This is a genomic window from Odoribacter sp. Z80, from assembly GCF_009935865.1.
GTDB lineage: Bacteria > Bacteroidota > Bacteroidia > Bacteroidales > Marinifilaceae > Odoribacter.
On the sequence record NZ_QWEL01000002.1, the window covers coordinates 114,675 to 137,704 of the forward strand.

General features: G+C 45.9%; 17 protein-coding genes. 12 read left to right on the top strand and 5 right to left on the bottom strand.

The window, feature by feature from the left end:
* Positions 1 to 21: 21 nt before the first annotated feature.
* Genes D1136_RS02260 through D1136_RS02275 form a run of 4 tightly spaced genes read left to right on the top strand, consistent with a single transcriptional unit; the run spans position 22 to position 5,023 of the window.
* Positions 22 to 1,419, top strand: coding sequence for a glycosyltransferase (locus D1136_RS02260; protein WP_161876007.1), 1,398 nt, complete (start codon positions 22 to 24; stop codon positions 1,417 to 1,419).
* Positions 1,420 to 1,440: 21 nt separating this feature from the next.
* Positions 1,441 to 2,397, top strand: a complete 957-nt coding sequence (locus D1136_RS02265) for a DUF4922 domain-containing protein (RefSeq protein ID WP_237566957.1) — start codon at positions 1,441 to 1,443, stop codon at positions 2,395 to 2,397.
* Between the two features lie 3 nt (positions 2,398 to 2,400).
* Positions 2,401 to 3,720, top strand: a complete 1,320-nt coding sequence (locus tag D1136_RS02270) for a SpoIID/LytB domain-containing protein (RefSeq protein WP_161876008.1) — start codon at positions 2,401 to 2,403, stop codon at positions 3,718 to 3,720.
* 13 nt (positions 3,721 to 3,733) lie between these two features.
* Positions 3,734 to 5,023, top strand: coding sequence for an MFS transporter (locus D1136_RS02275; RefSeq protein WP_161876009.1), 1,290 nt, complete (start codon positions 3,734 to 3,736; stop codon positions 5,021 to 5,023).
* On the opposite strand, the gene D1136_RS02280 is transcribed toward D1136_RS02275, so the two are convergent.
* Entirely contained in the window at positions 5,013 to 6,425 is a 1,413-nt protein-coding gene (locus D1136_RS02280) for a NupC/NupG family nucleoside CNT transporter (RefSeq protein ID WP_161876010.1), read from the bottom strand. The genes D1136_RS02275 and D1136_RS02280 overlap by 11 nt on opposite strands.
* A gap of 155 nt (positions 6,426 to 6,580) precedes the next feature.
* Between D1136_RS02280 and D1136_RS02285 the strand changes: the two genes are divergently transcribed.
* Complete coding sequence (locus D1136_RS02285) at positions 6,581 to 8,347, top strand: bifunctional UDP-sugar hydrolase/5'-nucleotidase (protein ID WP_161876011.1); 1,767 nt, start codon at positions 6,581 to 6,583, stop codon at positions 8,345 to 8,347.
* A 145-nt stretch (positions 8,348 to 8,492) separates the two neighbouring features.
* Here D1136_RS02285 and D1136_RS02290 read toward each other — a convergent pair whose 3' ends face one another.
* The 3 genes from D1136_RS02290 to metG all read right to left on the bottom strand — a co-directional run bounded on the left by D1136_RS02290 (position 8,493) and on the right by metG (position 15,537).
* Positions 8,493 to 10,205, bottom strand: coding sequence for a hypothetical protein (locus D1136_RS02290; RefSeq protein ID WP_161876012.1), 1,713 nt, complete (start codon positions 10,203 to 10,205; stop codon positions 8,493 to 8,495).
* Between the two features lie 21 nt (positions 10,206 to 10,226).
* Positions 10,227 to 12,809, bottom strand: a complete 2,583-nt coding sequence (locus D1136_RS02295; protein ID WP_161876013.1) for a TonB-dependent receptor — start codon at positions 12,807 to 12,809, stop codon at positions 10,227 to 10,229.
* A 697-nt stretch (positions 12,810 to 13,506) separates the two neighbouring features.
* Positions 13,507 to 15,537 (bottom strand): methionine--tRNA ligase, encoded by a 2,031-nt coding sequence (gene metG / locus D1136_RS02300; protein ID WP_161876014.1) that lies wholly within the window; start codon positions 15,535 to 15,537, stop codon positions 13,507 to 13,509.
* A gap of 132 nt (positions 15,538 to 15,669) precedes the next feature.
* Here metG and D1136_RS02305 point away from each other — a divergent pair, with 132 nt between their 5' ends.
* The 4 genes from D1136_RS02305 to mnmA are packed head-to-tail and all read left to right on the top strand — an operon-like array spanning position 15,670 to position 18,846.
* The gene (locus D1136_RS02305) at positions 15,670 to 16,566 is read left to right on the top strand and encodes an LD-carboxypeptidase (protein WP_161876015.1); all 897 of its coding nucleotides are present in this window, start codon (positions 15,670 to 15,672) and stop codon (positions 16,564 to 16,566) included.
* 3 nt (positions 16,567 to 16,569) lie between these two features.
* Complete coding sequence (locus D1136_RS02310; protein WP_161876016.1) at positions 16,570 to 17,022, top strand: gliding motility lipoprotein GldH; 453 nt, start codon at positions 16,570 to 16,572, stop codon at positions 17,020 to 17,022.
* Positions 17,019 to 17,756 carry a tRNA (guanosine(46)-N7)-methyltransferase TrmB gene (gene trmB / locus D1136_RS02315; protein ID WP_161876017.1) on the top strand — a complete coding sequence of 246 codons (738 nt, stop codon included), beginning with the start codon at positions 17,019 to 17,021 and terminating at the stop codon, positions 17,754 to 17,756. The genes D1136_RS02310 and trmB overlap by 4 nt, the downstream gene beginning before the upstream one ends.
* A 13-nt stretch (positions 17,757 to 17,769) precedes the next feature.
* A complete protein-coding gene (gene mnmA / locus D1136_RS02320; protein WP_161876018.1) occupies positions 17,770 to 18,846 on the top strand; it encodes a tRNA 2-thiouridine(34) synthase MnmA in 1,077 nt (358 codons plus the stop codon).
* Here mnmA and D1136_RS02325 read toward each other — a convergent pair.
* Positions 18,836 to 19,819, bottom strand: coding sequence for a D-alanine--D-alanine ligase (locus tag D1136_RS02325; RefSeq protein WP_161876019.1), 984 nt, complete (start codon positions 19,817 to 19,819; stop codon positions 18,836 to 18,838). The two genes, mnmA and D1136_RS02325, sit on opposite strands and share 11 nt — an antisense overlap.
* Positions 19,820 to 20,036: 217 nt before the next feature.
* Here D1136_RS02325 and D1136_RS02330 point away from each other — a divergent pair, with 217 nt between their 5' ends.
* The 3 genes from D1136_RS02330 (at position 20,037) to D1136_RS02340 (ending at position 23,025) form a co-directional block, all read left to right on the top strand.
* On the top strand, positions 20,037 to 21,389 hold the full coding sequence (locus D1136_RS02330; protein ID WP_161876020.1) for an MATE family efflux transporter: 1,353 nt from the start codon (positions 20,037 to 20,039) through the stop codon (positions 21,387 to 21,389).
* A gap of 146 nt (positions 21,390 to 21,535) precedes the next feature.
* Positions 21,536 to 22,471 (top strand): malate dehydrogenase, encoded by a 936-nt coding sequence (gene mdh / locus D1136_RS02335; protein ID WP_161876021.1) that lies wholly within the window; start codon positions 21,536 to 21,538, stop codon positions 22,469 to 22,471.
* 98 nt (positions 22,472 to 22,569) lie between these two features.
* Positions 22,570 to 23,025, top strand: a complete 456-nt coding sequence (locus tag D1136_RS02340; protein WP_161876022.1) for a retropepsin-like aspartic protease — start codon at positions 22,570 to 22,572, stop codon at positions 23,023 to 23,025.
* Positions 23,026 to 23,030 lie beyond the last annotated feature (5 nt).

The following is a 23,030-nucleotide window of genomic DNA, read 5'->3' on the forward strand; positions in this document are numbered from 1 at the left end:
TTTGGACTAAAATTAGTAAACATGTGCCTGATTCATGCTTTTTTTCTGAAAAAAGACTTTCTGCCGGCAGACACGTTTCATTCCATGACCATTTCAGAGCGTCTGCCGGATACCACCCTTCTCCGCAAAATAGCTGCGGAAGCCCAAACGGAATATATCCTGCTGTATTTGGGAAAAACACCTGCCCGTCTCTTACCGCAAGCCGCCGAACGGCTTATACAAGCGGCACAGATGAGTCAGGCAGACCTGATTTATTCTGATTACTACAAAATCAGGGAAGGACAACTCCTCCCCCAACCCACCATAGAATATCAAACCGGAAGCGTAAGGGACGATTTTCATTTCGGTCCTCTCCTGCTCTACCGGAGAGCAGCTTTTTCTGAAGCAGTGCAAAACATGAAACGGGATTATCATTATGCCGCCCTCTACGACTTAAGGTTAAAGATTTCCCAAAAAGGCCGGATTTTTCATCTGCCCGAATTTTTATATGCAGTAGAGGAAGACGACTACCGTCTCTCCGGAGAAAAACAGTTCGATTATGTGGACCCGCGCAACCGCTCCGTTCAAATCGAAATGGAAGAAGCCTGTACCGCCCATTTGAAAGCTATCGGAGCCTGGTTACCACCTGCTTTCCAAACATTAAACCTGGATGAAAATACTTTTCCTGTAGAAGCCAGCATAATTATCCCTGTAAAAAACCGGGCCCGGACTATTGCGGACGCAGTCAGGTCGGCACTCTCCCAGAAAACGGATTTCCCCTACAATGTCATTGTCGTAGATAACTATTCCACCGATGGCACCACTCAAATCCTAAAAGAACTGAGCCGCCAATCGCCCTCCTTGCTCCACCTCGTCCCCGAATGCCGTGAACTGGGAATCGGAGGATGCTGGAATGAGGCCATCAACCATCCCCAATGCGGCAAGTTCGCCGTTCAGCTGGATAGCGACGACCTCTACAACAGCCCGGAAGTACTGAGTTCCATCGTTACAACCTTTTACGAACAAAAATGTGCCATGGTCATAGGCAGCTATCAAATGGTAAACTACAAACTGGAAGAAATCCCACCCGGATTGATTGACCACCACGAATGGACCCCGGAAAACGGACCGAACAACGCATTACGCATCAACGGGCTGGGAGCTCCCAGGGCATTTTATACGCCTTTGTTAAGAAAAATACAATTCCCCAATGTCAGTTACGGCGAAGACTATGCCGTCGGCCTCGCGCTATCCCGCAATTACACCATCGGAAGAATCTTCCGGCCGCTTTACCTCTGCAGAAGATGGGAGGAAAACTCTGATGCTTCTTTAGATATGGATAAACAGAACAATTATAATTTCTATAAAGACAAACTCCGGACCCTTGAAATCCGGCAACGGATTTCACAAAACGCCGGCAGAATAGGCCGGCAAGACTAAAAGAGCAGAACTATCAGGCCCATGAAATCCATCTCGGAAATGAAACAGGACAAACTCATACAACTTCACCAACAGCAACTCCGGAACTTCGAACTGGCCCGAAAAAATTTTAAAGCACTCGGTCAGGTTGTCTACCGGAAACTCTCTGCCCTTGATTTTCACATCGCTTTGCAATACAATCCGGCCAGGATGATTTCCACCAACGCCAATGTTGCCCCTGAGGCTTTGAAAGCACGTCCCTGCTTTCTCTGCAAAGAACACATGCCTCCCGGCCAGGAAGGCATCCCCTACGGAGAGCATTATCATATTTTCATCAACCCATATCCCATTTTCGAAAAACATTTTACAGTCCCATCCAATACTCATTCTCCTCAGGCAATCGACAACCGGTTTGAGGACATGCTGAATCTGGCCTTTGATTTTCAAGACTATACCATTTTTTACAACGGTCCCGAATGCGGAGCTTCAGCACCCGACCATTTCCATTTCCAGATGGCCCCCCGGCACATAATGCCGTTGGAAGAAGATACCGAAAACAGACAACTGACCGACACCCTTTGCCGGAAGGAGTTTTATACCATCTCCACACTAAAAGAATATCTTCGGAAGGTGCTCATCCTCAAAACCGGAGAACGCCGGCTACTGCCCGGACTATTCGGGCAAATCCGGCAAATTATCGGAAAATACATTCCATGTCAGCAAGAGCCTATGATAAACCTGTTATGCTGGTATGCCCAAGACCAATGGACCGTCTGCATTTTCCCCCGCAGTGCCCGCCGTCCCCGGCAATTTTATGCCGAAGGAGAGGAAAAAATCATGTTCAGCCCCGGTTGTGTTGACATGGCAGGCCTCATCATTACCCCCCGGGAAGAAGACTTCCGCCGGTATAATATACCCCTGCTGTCGGATTTATTCGGACAAATAACCGCACAACCATCCGCCTGGCAGGAAATCATCACTCAAATCAAAACACTCTGATTTATGACACCCGTTACCTCCCTCATTGAAGTAGGCATTTTATTCTCTCCCACCATCCGCTTCCGGCTGAACGGATGTTTTACCACAAACAACAGAACGGTTTACCCGGCCGGAACCTATACTGTCACCAAAACAGAGGGAAAATATTTTCTGAAAAGCCAGGAAAACAAGGAAGAAGTAAAACTTCCCCTCCTCCTCCGTCCTGTGAACTTCGACTCCTCTGATTTTGAACTTACCGATGTGGTTATCGGAATACAGTTTCATTGGGAAAGAAAAGAAAACCAAAGATTTAAAGGACAGTTAAAAATCATAGACGAAGGAGTACACCTGACTGCCGTCAACATTTTATCCGTAGAAGATTACTTGCTCAGTGTCATTTCCTCGGAAATGAGTGCCACCTCCTCTCTGGAATTATTAAAAGCCCACGCGGTAATCTCCCGTAGCTGGCTGTTGGCACAAAAAGCCAAAGCAAAGGAAATACAGGGGAAAGCCCAGTCCTGCAGCCACACCGGTAAAGAATACATCCGGTGGTACGACAGGGAAGACCATCAGCACTTTGACGTATGTGCCGATGACCATTGCCAGCGCTATCAGGGAATCACAAAGGCTTATACTCCCGAAGTACAAGAGGCTGTAAACTCCACCTGCGGAGAAGTACTGGTATATGATGGCAAAATCTGTGATGCTCGTTTTTCCAAATGTTGCGGAGGAATCACGGAACGTTTCGAAAACACCTGGGAACCGGTGGAACACCCTTACCTCACCTCCATAGCAGACAGCCCCGACGAACTTCCCCGCCAAGACCTGAGCCGTGAAGAAGAAGCGGAAAAATGGATACGCTCAACGCCTCCGGCGTTCTGCAATACCGACGACCAAAATATCCTCACGGAAGTATTAAATGACTATGACCGGGAAACCCGGCATTTTTTTCGCTGGAAAGAATCTTTCACAACCCAAACGCTCTCCGAGCTGGTCCATCGGAAACTGGGCATCGACTTCGGAACTATTCATGAAATTATTCCCATAGAGCGAGGTCCTTCGGGACGCCTGATCCGGGTAAAAATAGCCGGTAGCCGGAAAACGATGACCATCGGCAAAGAATTGGTTATCCGGAAAGCTTTTTCCGAAACACATCTTTACAGTTCCGCTTTCATCATTGAAAAAAACAGGGACCGGTTTACTTTTTACGGTGCCGGCTGGGGACACGGCGTAGGGCTGTGCCAAATCGGAGCTGCGGTGATGGGAGCCCAGGGCTACACCTACCGTCAAATCCTGCATCACTACTTCAAAGGAAGCCAAATAGAAAAGATATGGGAAAACTGAAAAACAACCGCTTATGAAAAACTCCCCATGGAAATGGATTCCTTCCCTCTACTTTGCCCAGGGTGTTCCGTATGTCATTGTTGCAAACGTCGCTGTCATCCTGTTCAAACGGCTTGGCATGTCCAATATGGACATCGCGCTCTACACCAGCGGCCTCAGCCTTCCCTGGGTGATAAAGCCCCTGTGGAGTCCCCTGGTGGATATCCTGAAAACCAAACGGTGGTGGATCATCACCATGCAGATTCTCATCGGTGCAGGTTTGGGAGGCATAGCCCTCACCATAGAAATGCCTTCTCCTTTCCGGTATTGTCTTGCTTTTATGTGGCTGCTGGCATTCAGCTCCGCCACCCACGACATCGCAGCCGACGGCTTCTATATGCTGGCCCTGGATGAAAAAAAACAGGCTTACTTTGTGGGGATCAGAAATACGTTCTACCGGTTGGCCGTGATTGCCGGCCAGGGGCTTCTGGTCATGCTTGCCGGAAATCTGGAAAAACACTACCTTCTGCAACACTCCGAGGAGCAGGCAATCCCCCGGGCCTGGGGCGTTACGTTCTGTCTGCTGACCGTCCTGTTTACTTTGCTTTTCGTCTACCATCATTTTTTTCTTCCCCGACCGGCATCTGACACCGCAGCCTTACCTGCACAGAAACCGGGACCTGCCGCCGTTCTGCGAGAATTCGCAGACACATTCAAAGCCTTCTTCCGGAAAAAAGGGATTACTGCAGCCCTGCTCTTCATCCTTCTGTTCCGTTTCGCCGAATCACAATTGGTAAAAATTGCTTCCCCGTTTCTGCTTGACTCTCCGACAGCAGGAGGATTAGGCCTTTCCACGGCGCAGGTAGGTTTCATTTACGGCACCCTGGGTGTGATAGCCCTCACCGTCGGCGGCATTGCAGGAGGAATCATTATGAGCCACAAAGGCCTGAACCCTTGCCTGTGGGGCATGACGGCAGCCATGAATATTCCGAATGCTGTGTACCTATACATTGCCTTCGTCCGGCCCGTCGATGTTTCCGTTATTTCCGGCTGTGTCGTCCTGGAACAGTTAGGCTATGGATTCGGTTTTACGGCACTCACTTTTTTTATGATGCAATTTAGCAACGGCAAGCATCAAACGGCACATTATGCCATCTGCACAGGCCTTATGGCTTTAGGAATGATGTTGCCCGGTATGATTTCCGGCTGGATTCAGGAATTGACCGGCTACCGGGATTTCTTTATATGGATTATGATTTGTACCCTCCCCAGTTTCTGGGCCACATTCAAAATAAAAAAATCATTTCATCCGTCTACCCGATAATCATCCCCACGACGGTCGCCGAAAGTAAAGAAGCCAGCGTCCCGGCCAACAACGCACGCATACCGAAAGCCGCCAGCAAAGGTTTGTTTTTAGACGTCATACCCCCGATGCCTCCAATCTGAATGCCTATGGATGCAAAATTCGCAAATCCGCATAAAAAATAGGTACACATAATAACCGATTTGCTCTGAGCAAAAGCACCTGCAGCTTTAAGGTTAGCCAAATCCACATAGCCGATAAACTCAGTCATAATGATTTTTTGTCCCAATAAACTTCCGGCATAAGCCATATCCTGAGGAGCGATACCAATCAGCCACATCAGGGGAGATAACACATAACCGAGGATAAACTGGAGGTTCAGTTCATGACTGCGCCCGCCGGTCACTGAAGCCACCCATTCATTTATTCCGGTCAGACTGCCGAACTGAGTGAACAAATAATTGGCAAAGGCAATAAAAGCCACAAACACCAACAACATTCCGGCCACATTCACTGCCAGTTTCACCCCTTCGGCAGCTCCATTGGAAATGGCATCCAGAATGTTCTTCCCCACTTTATTTTTCGGCACCTGGATATTATTATTCACTTTACCGGTCTGGGGTACCAGCATTTTGGCAAACACCACAGCGCCGGGAGCCGCCATAACTGAAGCTGCCAGCAGATGTTTTGCAAAAATCAAACGCTGTACCGGATCTTCTCCTCCCAGAAAACTGATGTAAGCCGCCAACACTCCGCCGGCAATAGTAGCCATCCCTCCTGTCATGACCAAAAAGATTTCGGAAGGACTCATATCGTCAAGGTATTCTTTTATCATTAACGGAGCTTCCGTTTGTCCCAGAAAAATATTACCGGCAACCGACAAAGACTCCATACCGGAAATATTCATCAATTTAGTCATGACCCAAGCCATAGCAAACACCACTTTCTGAATGATTCCCAAATAAAACAACAAAGAAGTCAAAGCAGAGAAAAAAATGATGGTAGGCAGCACCTGAAAAGCAAAAATATAACCCGCTTTGGTTGTATCCATCAGGTCGCCTAACAGAAAAACACTTCCATCCCTTGTAAAATCAAGGATTCGGATAAATATCTTACCGAAGAATTCAAAAATAGCCTGAACAAAAGGTACATACAAGATTCCGACAGCCAACAGCAACTGAATACCCAGACCGATACCGACCACCCGCCACGAAATAGCTTTCCGGTCCTTACTGAACACCCAGGCAATAGCCAGTAATGAAGCGATTCCTAACAATCCCCTGGCTACCGACTGAAAAGAAATGTTACTTTCTATATCAGTGGCCGACTGTATTCCGCCACCATGTTGTGCAAAGACCTGCCCCATTGAAACAATCAGCAATCCGGGAACTAACCATCCTATTTTCTTTAGTACACCACCCATAATGTTCATGTATTGACAATAAAATAATTTGGTCTGCAATTTAGCCTTAAAAATCAAGAAAACACTTTTTTCATTTTATTTTTTTTCATTCAAAATCAGAGTTTACATAAATGAAACTCCTATTTTTGCATCCAAAGAAAACAATTCAGAATTTCATGAAAATCCATTTGACCCATCTGTATGGAATAGCACTGGCCGTCTGCCTTTTTTGTTCCTGTTCCGCTCCGGAAAAAGCGACATTGACCATTTTCTGTACTACCGATATACACGGCAGTTTGTTTAACTACGACCTTAAAAAAGAACAATCCACCTGCCAGAGCCTGGCGGGAATTGCCGGTTATCTCCGTCAGGTCAGGGAAAACGGTTTGGAAGATTATATTTTACTGGACGGCGGCGACCTCCTTCAAGGACAACCGACCAACTATTATTTCAATTTCATAGACACCACCCAAACCAACCTGGTGGCCCGAATCCTCAACGACCTTGGATATGACGCTGCTGCTGTCGGCAATCACGACATCGAAACAGGCCATGCCGTATACGATAAGGTCAGAAAAGAATTCCGTTTTCCCTGGCTCGCTGCCAACGCCTTGAACATACACACCGGAGAGCCCTACTTTGAACCGTATACTGTCATCCGCCGCCAGGGACTTAAAATCGCTATATTGGGAATGATCACCCCGGGAATTCCAAAATGGTTGCCCCGCCATCTCTGGGAAAGGCTGGAATTTGCAGATATGATAGAAACCGCCCGGAAATGGGTTCCCCTCATTCAAAAGAAAGAACAACCCGACCTCCTTATCGGCCTCTTCCATGCCGGCTGGAATTATAATTATGCCGGAGAAAACGAAAATACTCCTTTCAATGAAAATGCCACAATGCTGGTCGCCAAACAAGTAGACGGCTTCGACCTGATTATATCCGGCCATGACCATCAGGAAAAAGCAGAAGAAATCATTAACAATGCAGGAAACCGCGTATTAATTGTCGACCCCCGTTCTCACGGAAGGGCTTTAGGCAAAATCACCGTTCACCTCAACCGGCAAGGCAAACAATATGCCAAAACATACGAAGCAGAACTGCTCGACCCGGCCCGGATGGCTCCGGACCCGATGTACATACAACAATACACGCCCGCCCTGGAAGAAGTGAAAACATATATCGACACACACCTCGGTGAATTTACGGAAGAAATGTCAGGCCGGGAGGGACTGTTCGGACCTTCAGCCTTCACCGATTTCATTCACAACGTGCAACTCTCCACTACCGGGGCGGACCTTTCTTTCAGCACTGTCCTGCAAATAGATGCCAGCATCAGCAAAGGGCCGGTCACCATCCGTGATATGTTCAATCTGTATAAATACGAAAACGGCCTTTACCTTATGAGATTCAGCGGAGAGGAGATTGATAAATACCTGGAATATGCCTATGCACTGCAATACAATACCATGACTTCTCCCCAGTCCCACCTGTTGCGTTTCAAAACCGACGAACAGGGGCAACCGGTCCGAAACACCAAAGGCAATTACATTCTGTGGGCCGACTACTATAACTATTCGTGTGCCGCAGGAATCCGCTATACGGTAGACGTCAGCAAAGTTCCCGGGGAGCGGGTAGAAATCCATTCCTTTTCGGACGGGCGGCCGTTTTATGCCGACAGCACCTATACCGTAGCCATCAACTCCTACCGGGGAAATGGCGGGGGCGGTCACCTCACCCAAGGGATGGGCCTCACTAAAGCGGAAATCAATAACCGGATTATAAAAATCTGGGACAAAGATGTCCGTTACTACATTTCCGAATACATCAAAGAAAAAAAGATATTAACCCCTCAATGCCGCCACGATTGGAAAGTAATTCCCGGAGAATGGTTCAAAAAAGGCAAAGCAACCGACTACCCCATCCTTTATGAGGGACACTGATTTCAAACCATCAATCCGTCCATACCCCATCCCGGACGTCAACAACAGCCTCCACTCTGTTTTCAAGTGAATCGGCTGAAAATCTCCAATAAAAATGCCCCGAAGTTTACAGCACTTCGGGGCATTGCATTTCCGGCGAATAAGGTTACAGCTCCACAGGACCTTCGGACAACTCAAACTTTCCGGTATCTACACACTTGTAAGTAACCACATAAGTATGATTGTTTCCGTCATAAGTCAGGTAAGTAACCTTATAATACATATCCACTCCGTCCTTCTGAGGCAAAGCATCTTTATATGCTGTCTCCAGGAACAGCACTATTCCCGCCTGAATCTGTTCTTCCAGAATCTCTGCCACTTCATCATCCGTTTTTCCGGTCAGCAGTCCTTCCGGGTCGTTGGGACGACGGGAAGTCAGACGAACATCAAAATTATCTTTATAAGTGCTGGCTCCAAACCAATACTCTGCATTCTTATACTTCGCATCAAAATAACCGTTTTTATTTTCTTTTACCCACTGCACCAGAATGTCATAATCAGCCTTTACCATAGTATGGTTCACTGTAGGGTCGAAAATCCACTTCCCATTGTAGATAAACTGGTCGGTTTTCACCACCACCGGATTATAAGCGGTCCATCCTTCCGGCCCGAAAGTATACTCATCCACCCGGTATTCGTACTGCTTCTTGCTGTCATTGGCATAACGATAAACCACCTTCACCTGCTTTCCTGGTTGAGCAAACGAATAACGCATCCGAAGCAACTGGGGCAAATAGGCAGAAGCAGCGTAAGCAGACGAAAAGGCACCTTCGCTAATTCCGATTTCATCAAAATCCGCTGCAGACAAAATGTAAATATCATCCTGCGTATAAGGACTCCAATTGTTGTACTTCGTACTGTAACTGTATACCCCTACTTCCTGTCTCATTTCCGGAGCATTCACATCTTCCGCTTTTTCAAACACAGGAGCTTCTCCGGCCTCGATACATTCGAAAGCCATCTGTGTCGGAAATCTGTTATTTCCGTATGTACCGTAATGCACATTATAAATAACACCGACAACCGCATCTTTCCCAAACTTCTCCGCCAGCAAAAACATCAACCCTTTTTCTACACGGGCACTAATGGAATCTGCTGTAAATTGTGCCCCATGTTTGCCTTGCCAGGTCTCTAACTTTACATTGAAATTATTATTTTTCGTGCTCACTCCATACCAAAACTCTTCCTCACCATTGACATACTGGGCATGATTGGCCTTGGCATCAGCAAAAATAATCTGGTAATCGTATTTCGTCAGGGTGAAATCCCAGACATTCTGCGTTTTTCCAGCAATATCTTCTGCCACATTATAGGTCACCATCAGCAACTCTCCGTCCTCTGCTTCTTTATCCAAAGCCTTGGTCATATTATTCCGGTCGGGTTTATCGCTGCCGTTAAAAGCCAGGTAACCGCCGATATCACCTCCCACCTTCTGATAATCCGTTGCCTTGAGCGTCTGCTGGTTCAAACGGGCAAAGGCTCCTTCATAAAAATTATAAGTCACCATCACCGAAGAATTTCCCTGCAAACCGGGATAAACCGAAGCCAGAAAATCAGGCAGGTAATCGGCAATCTTCACACTATTGGAAAAATTCTTTTTCTCCTTAATGGCTTTTCCGGCAGCCGTATCTGCAGCCGTAGCGTTTGCCCTTTTCAAGGCCATATCTCCAATCGTCGCATAATCCGCATCCGTCAGAGTATATTCAATCTTACTTCCCAACGGTTCCTGCACCTTATCCAAATTGTCGTAAACATCATCCATGGGATTACAGGAACAGAAAGCAAGCAATACCAATAATATCAAATAAATTTTATTCATAATCCTTCTTATTTAAGCTCATTAAAATGTTATTCTCAAACCGGTAGACCAGGTAATGCCATCACCGAAATACACCAAAGCGGTATGCTCATTGTGTGTTGAACCGTCCTGAGCATCGGCAATATATTCCGTATTGAAAATATTATTGATGTTACAATAGAACTTCGCTCTCACACCGCTAATCTTGAAATTATAACTTACATTAGCATCTAAGGTGGAATAATCCGGCATTTTCCAGGAATCGTCGCGGTCGGTCGCTTTATTCCGTTTTGTGGGATCAAAATCAGCGAAATTCCGTCCGAAATAGTTCCAGCTCAAACCGATATTAAACTTAGGCAATGCCTCCCAGTTGGCTGCAAGGGAAGCAGTTGTCTGAGCCGCATTTCCTACGTGTAAATCCTTGATATAAGCATTAAACGTACCTAAAGCCTCCTGCTTATCGTTGTAAAGGGTGAATTCCACATCATCTCCCCAACGCCAGTCGCCCAAAGAAAACATTCCCCGCAAATCAAAACGGTCGCAAGGTTTAAAGGTCGCTTCCAATTCAATTCCCATGTGGATGGCATCAATGTCCGGAATGGTTGCAGTCTCGTTACCGATGCTCTTTGTCACGCTCTTATCCATCCATCTGGTGTAATAACCGTTCAATTTGGCATTAAACATCTCCATAGAAAAACCATAACCGATTTCAGCCGTTACAATCTTTTCATATTTGGCGTCTTTCTGCACCTCATTGGAATTTTTGATGAAAATATTATTCATCAAAGGAGCCTTGGTAACATAACCGGCATTCACAAAAACATTATGGAAAGCTCCCATCTTATAATTAAAACCGGCTTTCACGCTCACCGGAACAAAATGCTGCCAACTGGTTTTTACCGGCAACTTATTCTTATCGGTATTGTAAACACCGTATTTTCCTTCATCTTCTCTCCGGTAAGCCTGGTCGGAAACTGAAACCGAACCGAAAGCGGAATACTGAGGTTTCACAATTTCAGCCTGGGCAAATCCCCCCAACCACATGACATATCCCAGATTATAATAATTCACTTTATCCCCGATGCCCAATTGCCGGTTCGGTTCTCTGTTTTTCAGGTTATTGTCGATGAAGAATTTACCGCCCAGCAAATCCGTGATTTTACCATAATGATAGCCCTTATAATAACGGCCGTCAAAACCGGCAGTAATATGAATATCCTTTCCGACATTATTGGTATAAGTACTCAAAATACCATACCAGTCATGGGCATTGGTTTCCATCGTAAAGACAACAGAAGAACCGTTGATATTGTTCCGGTTGGCTTCCATCACCGGAGCGAAATCAATCAGGCCATCCGGAGTCAGGCAAGTTTCTGCAAAAGGCTTACCGGTACTGTAATCCCATTGCAATTTATTCTTATCATCACCGTAAACTCTTTTTCCTCCACCGGTAGATTTAGAAAAATACACAGCCGTAGATAAATTGGAGTGATCGTTGATTGTCCAGAAATGATTTAAAGAAATCTGAGGCTTATGATACTCATTATAACCATATCCTGTAGGAGTCAGTACCCCGTTAATATAGCCGTAACTGGTATTCATCCGGATACCGTCTTTATGGTCCCGATAATCCTGTATCAATTGTTTGTTTCCTCTCTGATTGTGTTTTTGCGGAGCACCGAAAGCCGTAAAGGACAACCGGTGACGGTCATTGATTTTCTTCGAAAGATTTACAAAATAGTTCCATCCCAGGAAATTACCGCCCCGGAAATAACCGTTTCCTTCCGTGCGGGAACCGGACAAAGACAAAGCCCAGCCGTTTTTCATCAGACCGGTAGAAAAGTTTACAGCTAATTTTTCGTAACCGTCATTTCCCAAACCGTAATAAACGGAACCGCCCAAACGGGCATCCGTCGTCTGGGTAATAATGTTAATAGTACCTCCTACAGAAGAAAGCCCCAATTTGGAAGCTCCCAAACCCCGTTGTACCTGCATATACTTGGTCACATCCGACAAACCGGACCAGTTGGACCAATATACCTTGCCGTTCTCCATTCCGTTGACCGGCACACCATTAATCAAAACACCGATATTATCCGTATCAAAACCACGCAAAGCCACACGCGAATCTCCAAATCCACCGCCCGTCTTGGTAACATAGATGGAAGGTGTCGACTTCAATACCACCGGAAATTCCTGATTTCCCAGTTTATTTTCCAGAATCTCAGGCTCAATGCTGGAATAAGACACCGGAGTACTGCGGTCCGTCGTCACATACGAAGCAGACACTTTCACCTCATCCAATCCCACCGAAGCCGCCTGCATGGCAATTTGCCCCAAATTCAGATTTTTGGTCACTGCCAGCACTCTCCTCAATTCATTATATCCCACACACCTGAATATCAAAGCTACATTTTTCGATTTTACCGAAATAGAAAATTCACCATTGGCATCAGCCGCTACTCCATTCGTAGTGCCTTCCACCATAACTGTAGCTCCAATCAGTACTTCTTTCGTCTCAGAGTCGACCACTTTCCCTTTTACGACTCCCTGCGACATGGTTGCCAATGCCATAAAAAACACAGGCACCATCATTAGCACAATTTTAATACACATTCTCTTCATTGAAATGATTTGTTTTGATTAATGATTTACCATTTATCCAATAAAAATGATTCATTTTTTTGGTCACACCTTAAAAAATCGTATTGCAAAGTTAAATATTATAAAAGAGTTAATCTTTAAAAACATAGGCTTTTTTCATCTCTTAACAAAAACTTCACATTCCTTCCCTTTTTTATCCATCCTGTTTATTCTATCATCACCTCATTATCAAGAATGAAGACAATCTCCGCACACAATAATCATAAAAGATAAAACCACACAAAATATTCCTTATGCAACCGGAATAAAAAATTATCTCACTGACAACATAAAAAGTCTCTTTTAAAAAGAATTTGATAATCAATTGATTAAACGGATTCAAAAGAAAATTCGAAAAAAAATAAATTATTTTCAAAAAAAATAGATAAAACAGGTAACCTCCCCTTTCTTTTTTTCGTATAACCTCATGATTTAGCACACACCACGGGGAGAGGAAGTTTATAAACAAGCTGATTTCCAGAACAGTTCTTTAAATTACTGACAGATAAACTACGGGATTTACCACGCACACACCACACAGACGCACATATAATAATTTCTTTTCATATATCCCTATCTGCTCAGCTTTAAAAACGTCAGGAAATGTCTCCCTATTTTAAAACACAGAAGACGCAATCAAAAATTGCGTCTTCTTGTGTTTTACCCGTTTCAGTACAAATCATCTGATTTCTGAACCCGTTTTTATATCCTGGTCAGGCCGGACAAATACCAGGGAGCCGTCCGCATTTTCCGCCATCAGAATCATTCCTTGTGATTCGATGCCTTTCAATAATTTCGGCTCCAGGTTCACCAAAATACTGACCTGCTGGCCTATCACTTCTTCCGGCGCATAATATTCGGCGATACCGGAAACCACCGTACGGGTATCTATACCGGTATCAATGGTTAGTTTCATCAACTTTTTCGTTTTGGCCACTTTTTCAGCAGCAACGATTTTTCCGGCACGAATATCCATCCTGGCAAAATCATCAAATGTAACATTCGGCTTGGCAGGAGCAACCCTGGCATTTGCCATCTCATTTGCTTTCTTCGTAGCCAAAAGTTTATCCACCTGTTGCTGAATCTGAGAATCTTCAATTTTTTCAAACAACAACCCTGGCTCATTCAAGGTATGTCCGGCAGGAATAATCTGGTCTCCCATTCTATTCCAGGCCACCGGACCGATGTTCAGGAAATTTCTCAATTTTGCAGCACTGAAAGGAATAAAGGGTTCTGTCAAGGTAGACAAATCTGCCGCTATCTGCAAACAAATATTCAATATGGTCTTTACCCGTCCCTCATCGTTCCTGATTAACTTCCAGGGTTCTGTATCGGCCAGATATTTATTACCCAGACGAGCCAGATTCATACACTCTTTCAATGCCTCCCGGAAATGAAACGCATCTAAATTTTTCTCCACACGACCTATGATTTCCGGAATCTCGGCCAGTACTTCCCGGTCGTAATCCGTTAATTCCCCGCGTTCCGGCACAACACCACCAAAATATTTTTGGGTCAGCACCAGAGCCCGGTTAATGAAATTTCCGTAAATCGCCACCAACTCATTATTATTACGAGCCTGGAAATCTTTCCATGTAAAATCATTGTCTTTCGTTTCCGGAGCATTCGCCGTCAACACATAACGCAAGACATCCTGTTTGCCTTCAAAATCACGGAGATATTCATGCAACCAGACCGCCCAATTACGGGAAGTGGAAATCTTATCCCCCTCTAAATTCAGAAATTCATTGGCCGGCACATTATCCGGTAAAATATAACTGCCTTCTGCCTTCAGCATTGCCGGGAAAATAATACAGTGAAAGACAATATTATCCTTACCGATAAAATGAATCATCCGCGTTTCCGGATCTTTCCAGTATTTTTCCCACTCCAGCGTCAGGTCCTTCGTTGCCGAAATATAACCGATAGGAGCATCAAACCACACATACAGCACCTTTCCTGCGGCCTCCTCAACCGGTACGGGAACACCCCAATCCAGGTCCCGGGTAACAGCCCGGGGCTGCAAACCATTATCCAACCACGATTTACACTGACCGTAAACATTGCTCTTCCACTCCTGATGGTCCTCCAATATCCATTTTTTCAGCCAATCCTCATACTGCTCCAGAGGCAAATACCAATGCTTCGTCTCTTTCAGTTCCGGTTTATTCCCCGTAATAGCAGAAACCGGGTCTATCAAATCGGTTGCATTCAGGCTGGTACCGCAAGCTTCACACTGGTCTCCGTAAGCCCGTTCATTTCCGCAATGAGGACACTTACCGACAATATAACGGTCCGCCAAAAACTGACCTGCCTTTTCATCGTAATATTGCATGGAAGTTTTTTCCACAAACTTCCCCTCATCGTACAGCTTCTTAAAAAAAGCAGAAGACAACGCATGGTGCGTCGCGGAACTGGTTCTGGAATAAATATCAAACGAGATTCCGAACTCTTCAAATGAATCTTTAATAATTTTGTGATAGCGGTCTACTATATCCTGAGGAGTAACCCCTTCTTTCTGCGCTTTGATAGTGATGGGCACCCCATGCTCATCGGAGCCTCCAATAAATACTACATCTTCGCCTTTTTGCCGCAAGTAGCGGACATAGATATCAGCAGGGACATATACCCCGGCCAGATGGCCGATATGAACCGGCCCGTTAGCATAAGGCAATGCCGTTGTGATCAGATTCCTTTTGAATTTAGCCATATACTTCTTGCTTTGAATATTTCCAATACTTTCAGATAGCTTGCAAAGGTAAAAAATAATTGTTTATCTTCGCACACGAAAAGGCAATCAGCCGACAGATTTATTTTTACTTTAATTAACCTTACGCTGTATATGTACAGACCTCCCTATCTCCAACCGGGCGATCAGGTTGCCGTAATTTCTCCTGCCGGAGCAATTGAACCGGCAGTCCTCGAAGAAGCTGTAAAAACGCTCCGTTCGTGGGAATTAGAACCGGTCATCGGGAAACATGCTGCCGCAAAATACGGCTATTTCGCCGGGAACGACAACCAACGGGCCGAAGACATGCAATGGGCCCTTGACACGGAAGATATACGGGCCATTTTTTGCACCAGGGGAGGTTACGGAAGCATGCGGATTGTCGAACAACTGGATTATTCCATTTTCCAAGGGTCCCCGAAATGGTTGGTGGGATTCAGCGACATCACTGTCTTCCACGCCAAATTGAACACTCTGGGAATAGAAAGCATGCACGCTGCCATGCCCAAAAGCTTCCCCAATACAGAACCGGAAGCTTTAAAACGGACACGGGAATTTCTGTTCGGCCAGGTCAATGCCTACCAATTGCCGCCCCATCCCCTGAACCAACCCGGAATTGTAGAGGCAGAACTCACGGGAGGCAATCTGACCCTGCTACACTGCATCCACTCCTCCAATCTGGAATGCAAACACCAGACTCCGATTCTTTTTATTGAAGATATAGGTGAAAATCTTTATGCCATCGACCGGATGCTTCAAAGCCTGAAACTGGCGGAAAAATTCACCAAAATACAGGGGTTGATAGCCGGAGACTTCTCCGAAATGAAAGGCCTGAACTTCGGGAAAGACGCTTATACCATCATCCATGAACTACTGGAAGAATATCAATATCCGGTATGTTTCGGTTTCCCGGCAGGACACTCTTCAGCCAATTACCCCTTAATTATGGGTTCCACCGTTCACTTAGAGGTTCATTCCGAAGGAACAACCATCAGCTTTTGTAACGACTAAAATATGAGAACATTCATCCTGTTTTTATCGGCAATCATCACCATCTCCTGTACATCTCCGGACACCTTCGAAAAATACGAAGAATTACCGGATGAAACCTGGAACCGGTATAAGGTGGTAGAATTCACAACCCAAATTCCAGACAGCGGCTTCTACCAGATAAGCCTGTGTTTACGCCATACGACTGATTATGAGATGGCTAATCTCTGGTGTTTTATCAGCACCCGCAGCACTGCCGCCCGGGAACTAAAGGACACAGTCAACATCCGGATAGCAGAAGCCGATGGACGCTGGTTGGGCCGGGGTGGCTCCATCAAAACCATAGAACAGTCTCTCAGCCGGAATCCGGTGCACCTCCCTCAGGGGAAAGTGACCTTCCGCATAGAACAAGGCATGCGTATTGAAGAATTGAAAGGTATCAAGAATATAGGAATCAAAGTGGAACCCCTGCCATGAAAAATAAGTTGGCCAGATTTGCAGAAATGGAAGTCCTCCCGAATGTCTTTCAGCCCCGGCACACGGAAATTTTCCGGACGGACTACACGCTGAAAGGGAAATGGGGACAAGAGGTATTTCACAACAACCACCCGATAGTACTGGAAATCGGGTGCGGCAAAGGGGAATACACCGTAGAACTCGGTAAACTTTACCCGGAAAAAAATTTCATAGGACTCGATATCAAAGGGGCCCGCATGTGGAAAGGAGCCAAAACCGCCTCCGAAGCCGGTATGCAAAATGTAGTCTTTTTACGAATGTATGCAGAAATGCTGGAATCCGTTTTTGCAACACACGAAATCGCCGAAATCTGGATCACTTTCCCCGACCCACAGATGGCCAAGGCCCGCAAACGGCTGACCGGAACCCGTTTCCTCAGCCTATACCAAAAAATCCTGGCTCCGGATGCCCTGATTCATTTAAAAACCGATAGTCCGTTTTTGTATACTTATACCTCCGAACTGGTCAAAATCAATCATCTGAAAGAATTTGTCAACACAGCCGATCTGTATGGTTGCGGTCTGGACGATAAAATATTAGGCATAAAAACTTTCTACGAAAAACAATGGCTGTCACGGGGTAAACAAATCAAATACCTCCGTTTCTCCCTGGGCAGCACTGTTTCTTTCCGCGAACCGGATATCGATATCGAAAAAGACGATTATCACAGTGAAGCCAGATACATGAACGTATAGTAAAACCATATATATGCCCAAAGTTTTAATGGCAATGAGTGGCGGAATCGACAGCACGGTAGCTGCCATGTTATTACGCGAACAAGGATATGAACTGGTAGGGGTCACTTACCGCACTTTCGACCAGATTTCCCGCGGCTGCCTGGAAAAAGAGAAAGGCTGTTGCAGTGTAGACGCCCTGTTTGAAGCCAAACGAATGGCCCAGGACCTGGGATTCGAGCACCATATCCTGGATATCCGGCAAGAATTCAAAGACCGGGTTATCACCAACTTCATCGACGAATACCTGCATGGCCGTACCCCTAATCCCTGTGTTATCTGTAATTCCACCATCAAATGGGGAAAACTGATTGAGACTGCCGACGAACTGGGTTGTGATTACATTGCAACCGGCCATTATGCCCGCATCGGACAACAGGACAACCGGTGGTTTTTGCGCAAAGGAGCAGACCTCTGCAAAGACCAGACTTATTTTCTCTGGACGCTGACCCAGGAAAACCTGGCCCGGACACTCTTCCCCTTAGGCCAATTGACAAAACCAGAAGTCAGGGAAATCGCCTTCCGGCACGGTTATGAAAAACTGTCCCGGAAAGGAGAAAGCCAGGAAATCTGTTTCATTCCGGACAACGATTACCGTGCTTTCCTTGCCGAACAGGTGGAAGACTATACCGGACAATACGGTCCCGGATATTTTATTAACACAAAAGGAGAAAAATTAGGGATGCACAAAGGCTTTCCGAATTATACCATCGGTCAACGCAAAGGCTTGGGAATCGCTTTAGGCCAACCGATGTTTGTCGTTGCCATCCACCCGGAAGACAATACCGTCGTATTAGGGACGAAAGACGAATTGCAAGGCAAATCTTTCTATGCCACCTCTGTTAACCTGATGAAATACGGGCACATTCCGGACGGTCTGGAAGTGACCGCAAAAATCCGGTACCGGAATGAAGGGAAAAAGGCCAGCCTATACCCCGAAGGAGACCGTTTGCGCGTGGTATTCCACGAAACCATAGACTCCATCACTCCCGGCCAAAGTGCCGTATTCTATGAAGAAGAAGATATTGTCGGAGGAGGTATCATCTCCTGACCTTCATTTTATCCTCTATAATTTCCGTGATCACTTCGCGCAGGCTATAGCCCATTACCCGGACCATTTTCGGCACAAAACTATTGGCTGTCATTCCCGGGGTGGTGTTCACTTCCAGCATTATCACGTCTTCCCCACGGACAAATCCGTCTATGCGGACAATCCCTTCACATCTTAAAATATCATACACCTCGGAAGCCATCTCCTGGATTCGCTCGGTTATCTCTTCCGTAAATCGTCCGGGAATAATCTCATCCGACATTTTCGCATCATACTTGGCTTCATAATCGAAAAATTCTTTTTTCGGTATCACTTCCGCAACAGGCATCACCACTTTTTTCCCTCCGACTTTATACAAACCACAGGTAAATTCCGTCCCGTCAATAAAACTCTCCACCAGGATTTCACTACACTTACTGAAAGCCTCTTTAAGAGCCGCATCAAAATCACCGGCCGTTTTCACCTTCGACACCCCGAAACTGGAGCCTTCGGCATTAGGCTTCACAAAACAAGGCAATCCCACCGTTTCCAGAACCGCATCCTTGTCAAAAGCCTGCCCCCGGGTCAGCATCACCGGATGGGTGGTATGAATACCAAAACCATTCAGATAATTGGTACAGGTATACTTATCAAAAGTCAAAGCCTCACACAACACGGAACAAGTGGAATACGGAACCGCCATCATATCCAGATATCCCTGTAACATACCGTTTTCCCCAGGATTTCCATGAATAGTGATATAAGCAAAATCAAAAGTTATCTTTTTACCCTGATATTCAAACGAAAAATCATTCTTATCCACCGGATATTGCTGCCCTTCCAGTTCAATGTGCCAATCCCGTCCTCTCAGTATCATCAGATACTTATTATATTTTTCGCCGTCAACTTCTGCAAAAATATGCTCACCGGACTTCAAAGACACTCCATATTCCGAAGAATTACCTCCTGCTATTACAACTACATTTCTTTTCATTACATCAAATATTACTGATTATCGAACAAGATACTTGTCCGCTTCTACTTTCTTACGGGGTACAAAATTAATTTTCAATTTTCAATTTCTCTCCTTCTTCAGCAGAAATAAACGGACAAACGGCGTCTTTCTTTTCCCCTGCGGAGAACCCGGAAAAAATAAATATACTTTTCGTTATCTTTGCCTTCCGTTAAATCCGACAATACCTTCATCGCAAATGAGAATCAACGACCTCACTCAAGGCAGCATCTTCCGAAGCCTGTGGATTATGGCAGTACCTCTGATTTCCGCCTCTTTTATTCAAATGGCCTACAGCATGACGGATATGTTATGGCTGGGACACCTGGGCAGCGAAGCCGTTGCGGCTGCAGGAGCTGCCGGATTCTTCACCTGGTTATGCAATGCACTGTCTTTCCTGACCAAAATAGGAGCCGAAATTACAGTTTCCCAGTCTATCGGAGCCAAAGACCATCAACGGGCAGGCCATTATGCTGGCCAAGCCGTTACCTTATCCGTCCTGCTCAGCTTCATCTATGCCTGCTTTATCCTCTGGGCGGCCCCCTCCCTCATCGGTTTGTTCCGGTTCGACGCTTCCATTTCCACCCAGGCTGTCCAGTATATGCGCATCATCGCTCCCGGCTTATTTTTCCAATTCAACAACAATACCTTCAGCGGTCTCTACAACGGACAGGGAGACAGCAAGACCCCTTTCCGCATTTCATCCATAGGGCTGATTGTAAATATCCTGCTGGACCCCTTACTGATTTATGGTATCGGCCCCTTTCCTGCTTTAGGTACTGCAGGTGCAGCCATTGCAACCGCCCTGGCCCAATTGGTCGTATACAGCCTCTTCTGCCGGCGTATATTCAGCAAAGGTTTTCCGTTAAATCCCATACGTCTCTTTAACCGGATAAAACCGGCCTTTGCACGCCATATTCTTTTGCTGGGCCTGCCCGTAAGCCTGCAAAATGCCCTGTTCTCCATGTTCTCCCTGACGTTAGCCACTCTCGCAGCGCAATGGGGTGCAGTAGGCGTTGCCGCACAAAGCATCGGCTCACAAATCGAAGCCATCTCCTGGATGACTGCCGCCGGCTTTTCCACCGCTTTAGCAGCCTTCACCGGCCAAAACTACGGGGCAGGGAATTACGACCGCATCCGTCAGGGCTATCGGCTCACCTTGGGGATAGCAGGAGGCATAGGACTTTTAGCCGGAGCCTTGTTTTTCATCTTCAACCGGCCCATTTTCAGTCTCTTTGTGACCGAACCCGAAGCCATTGCCGCCGGAGGCGATTACCTGAAAATCCTGTCCCTTTCCCAACTATTTATGATAACGGAATCTGTAACGGCAGGAGCATTTAACGGGACAGGACGTACCACGCCCCCAGCCCTGGTCGGGAGCATATTTACCGGCCTCCGCATCCCGATGGCCTACCTGCTGACAACGGTTCCGGCCCTGGGACTCACCGGAATCTGGTGGAGCATCACCATTTCCAGCATCCTGAAAGGCACCATCCTCCCTTTATGGTTTGTCCGCTTCCAAAGCCGGAAACTGAAACAAATTGTCAGATAAAGAATACCGGCATGCCGGGCGAATATGTATATTAAAGAATTTTTTCCCTAATATTTTGTTTAGGAACAAAAAAGGAGTAAATTTGACGTCGGATTGATTGTATTCAATTATAAATCAAAATAAGTATAACCATAAATTTTTTTAACATGAAAGTAACAGTTGTTGGTGCAGGTAACGTCGGTGCAACGTGCGCAAACTGCATTGCAGAAAAAGACATTGTCAATGAAGTGGTTCTTCTGGACATCAAAGAAGGTGTATCCGAAGGAAAATCCTTAGATATGTGGCAGACCGCTCCGATCAATTTATATGACACCCGCATCAAAGGAGTTACCAATGATTATTCAGCAACTGCCGGCTCAGAAGTAGTCGTAATCACTTCCGGACTTCCCCGTAAACCGGGCATGAGCCGGGATGATTTGATTTCCACCAATGCCGGAATCGTAAAATCGGTTACGGAAAACGTGATCAAACACTCTCCGGATGCTAAAATCATTATCGTTTCCAATCCGTTGGATGTTATGTGCTATTGTGCTTATCTGGCTGCAAAAGTAGATTCATCCAAAGTATTCGGTATGGCCGGCGTGCTGGACACTGCGCGCTACCGTGCATTTCTGGCAGAAGCCCTCAACGTATCTCCGAAAGACATTCAGGCCCTGTTGTTAGGAGGTCACGGAGATACCATGGTTCCCCTGCCCCGTTATACCTCAGTCGGCGGTATTCCTGTCACCGAACTGATTGACGCAGACAAACTTCAGGCCATTATCGAACGTACCAAGGTTGGCGGCGGAGAATTGGTTAAACTGATGGGTACTTCTGCCTGGTATGCTCCGGGAGCTGCTGCCGCACAAATGGTTGAAGCCATCATCCGCGACCAGAAACGGGTATTCCCGGTTTGCGCTCTGTTAAACGGCGAATACGGAATGAAAGACATCTACCTGGGTGTTCCGGTCGTATTGGGCAAAAACGGTATCGAGAAAATCATCGAAGTAAAACTGGACAAAGAAGAAAAAGAATTGCTGGCCGCTTCAGCCAAAGCTGTACGCTCAGTGATGGACGTACTGGATAACATGAAAATGTTCTGAAAAACGGTACATTTTCCTTATACAGGTTAAAAATGGAAAAACCGTCCCGATATTCGGGGCGGTTTTTTATTTTTGTTCCGGATTCAACAGGTTGAAACATGAAAAGAAAAAAATTCGGTCTTTCCTCCCCAAAACATATCACCCAGGTGCCGATAGAACTGGTCCGGCTGAAAGAAAACAGTTTTCACATCATAGTAAAAACAGAAATTGACGGCGTCCGGGGAGACATGATCATTGACACGGGGGCTTCCATTACAGTCATTGACCAAAACAAAGTAGCAGAAAAAACGCCCGAAATCCAGACCAACCGAATCCAGTCAGGCAGCGTAACAGGCCAAATTCAGGAAGTGAGAATTTTCAAACCCGCCTATCTGAAAATCGGCAACCGGAAATTCAAAAACATACAACTGGCAGGCATTGACCTGCAATATGTAAACGAAATGTATGACGAACATCTGAAACGCAACGTACTGGGATTATTAGGCTGCGATTTCTGCGTAAAACATCAGGCCCGGATAGATTTCAAAAACAAACGTCTCATACTACATACCTAAAAAAC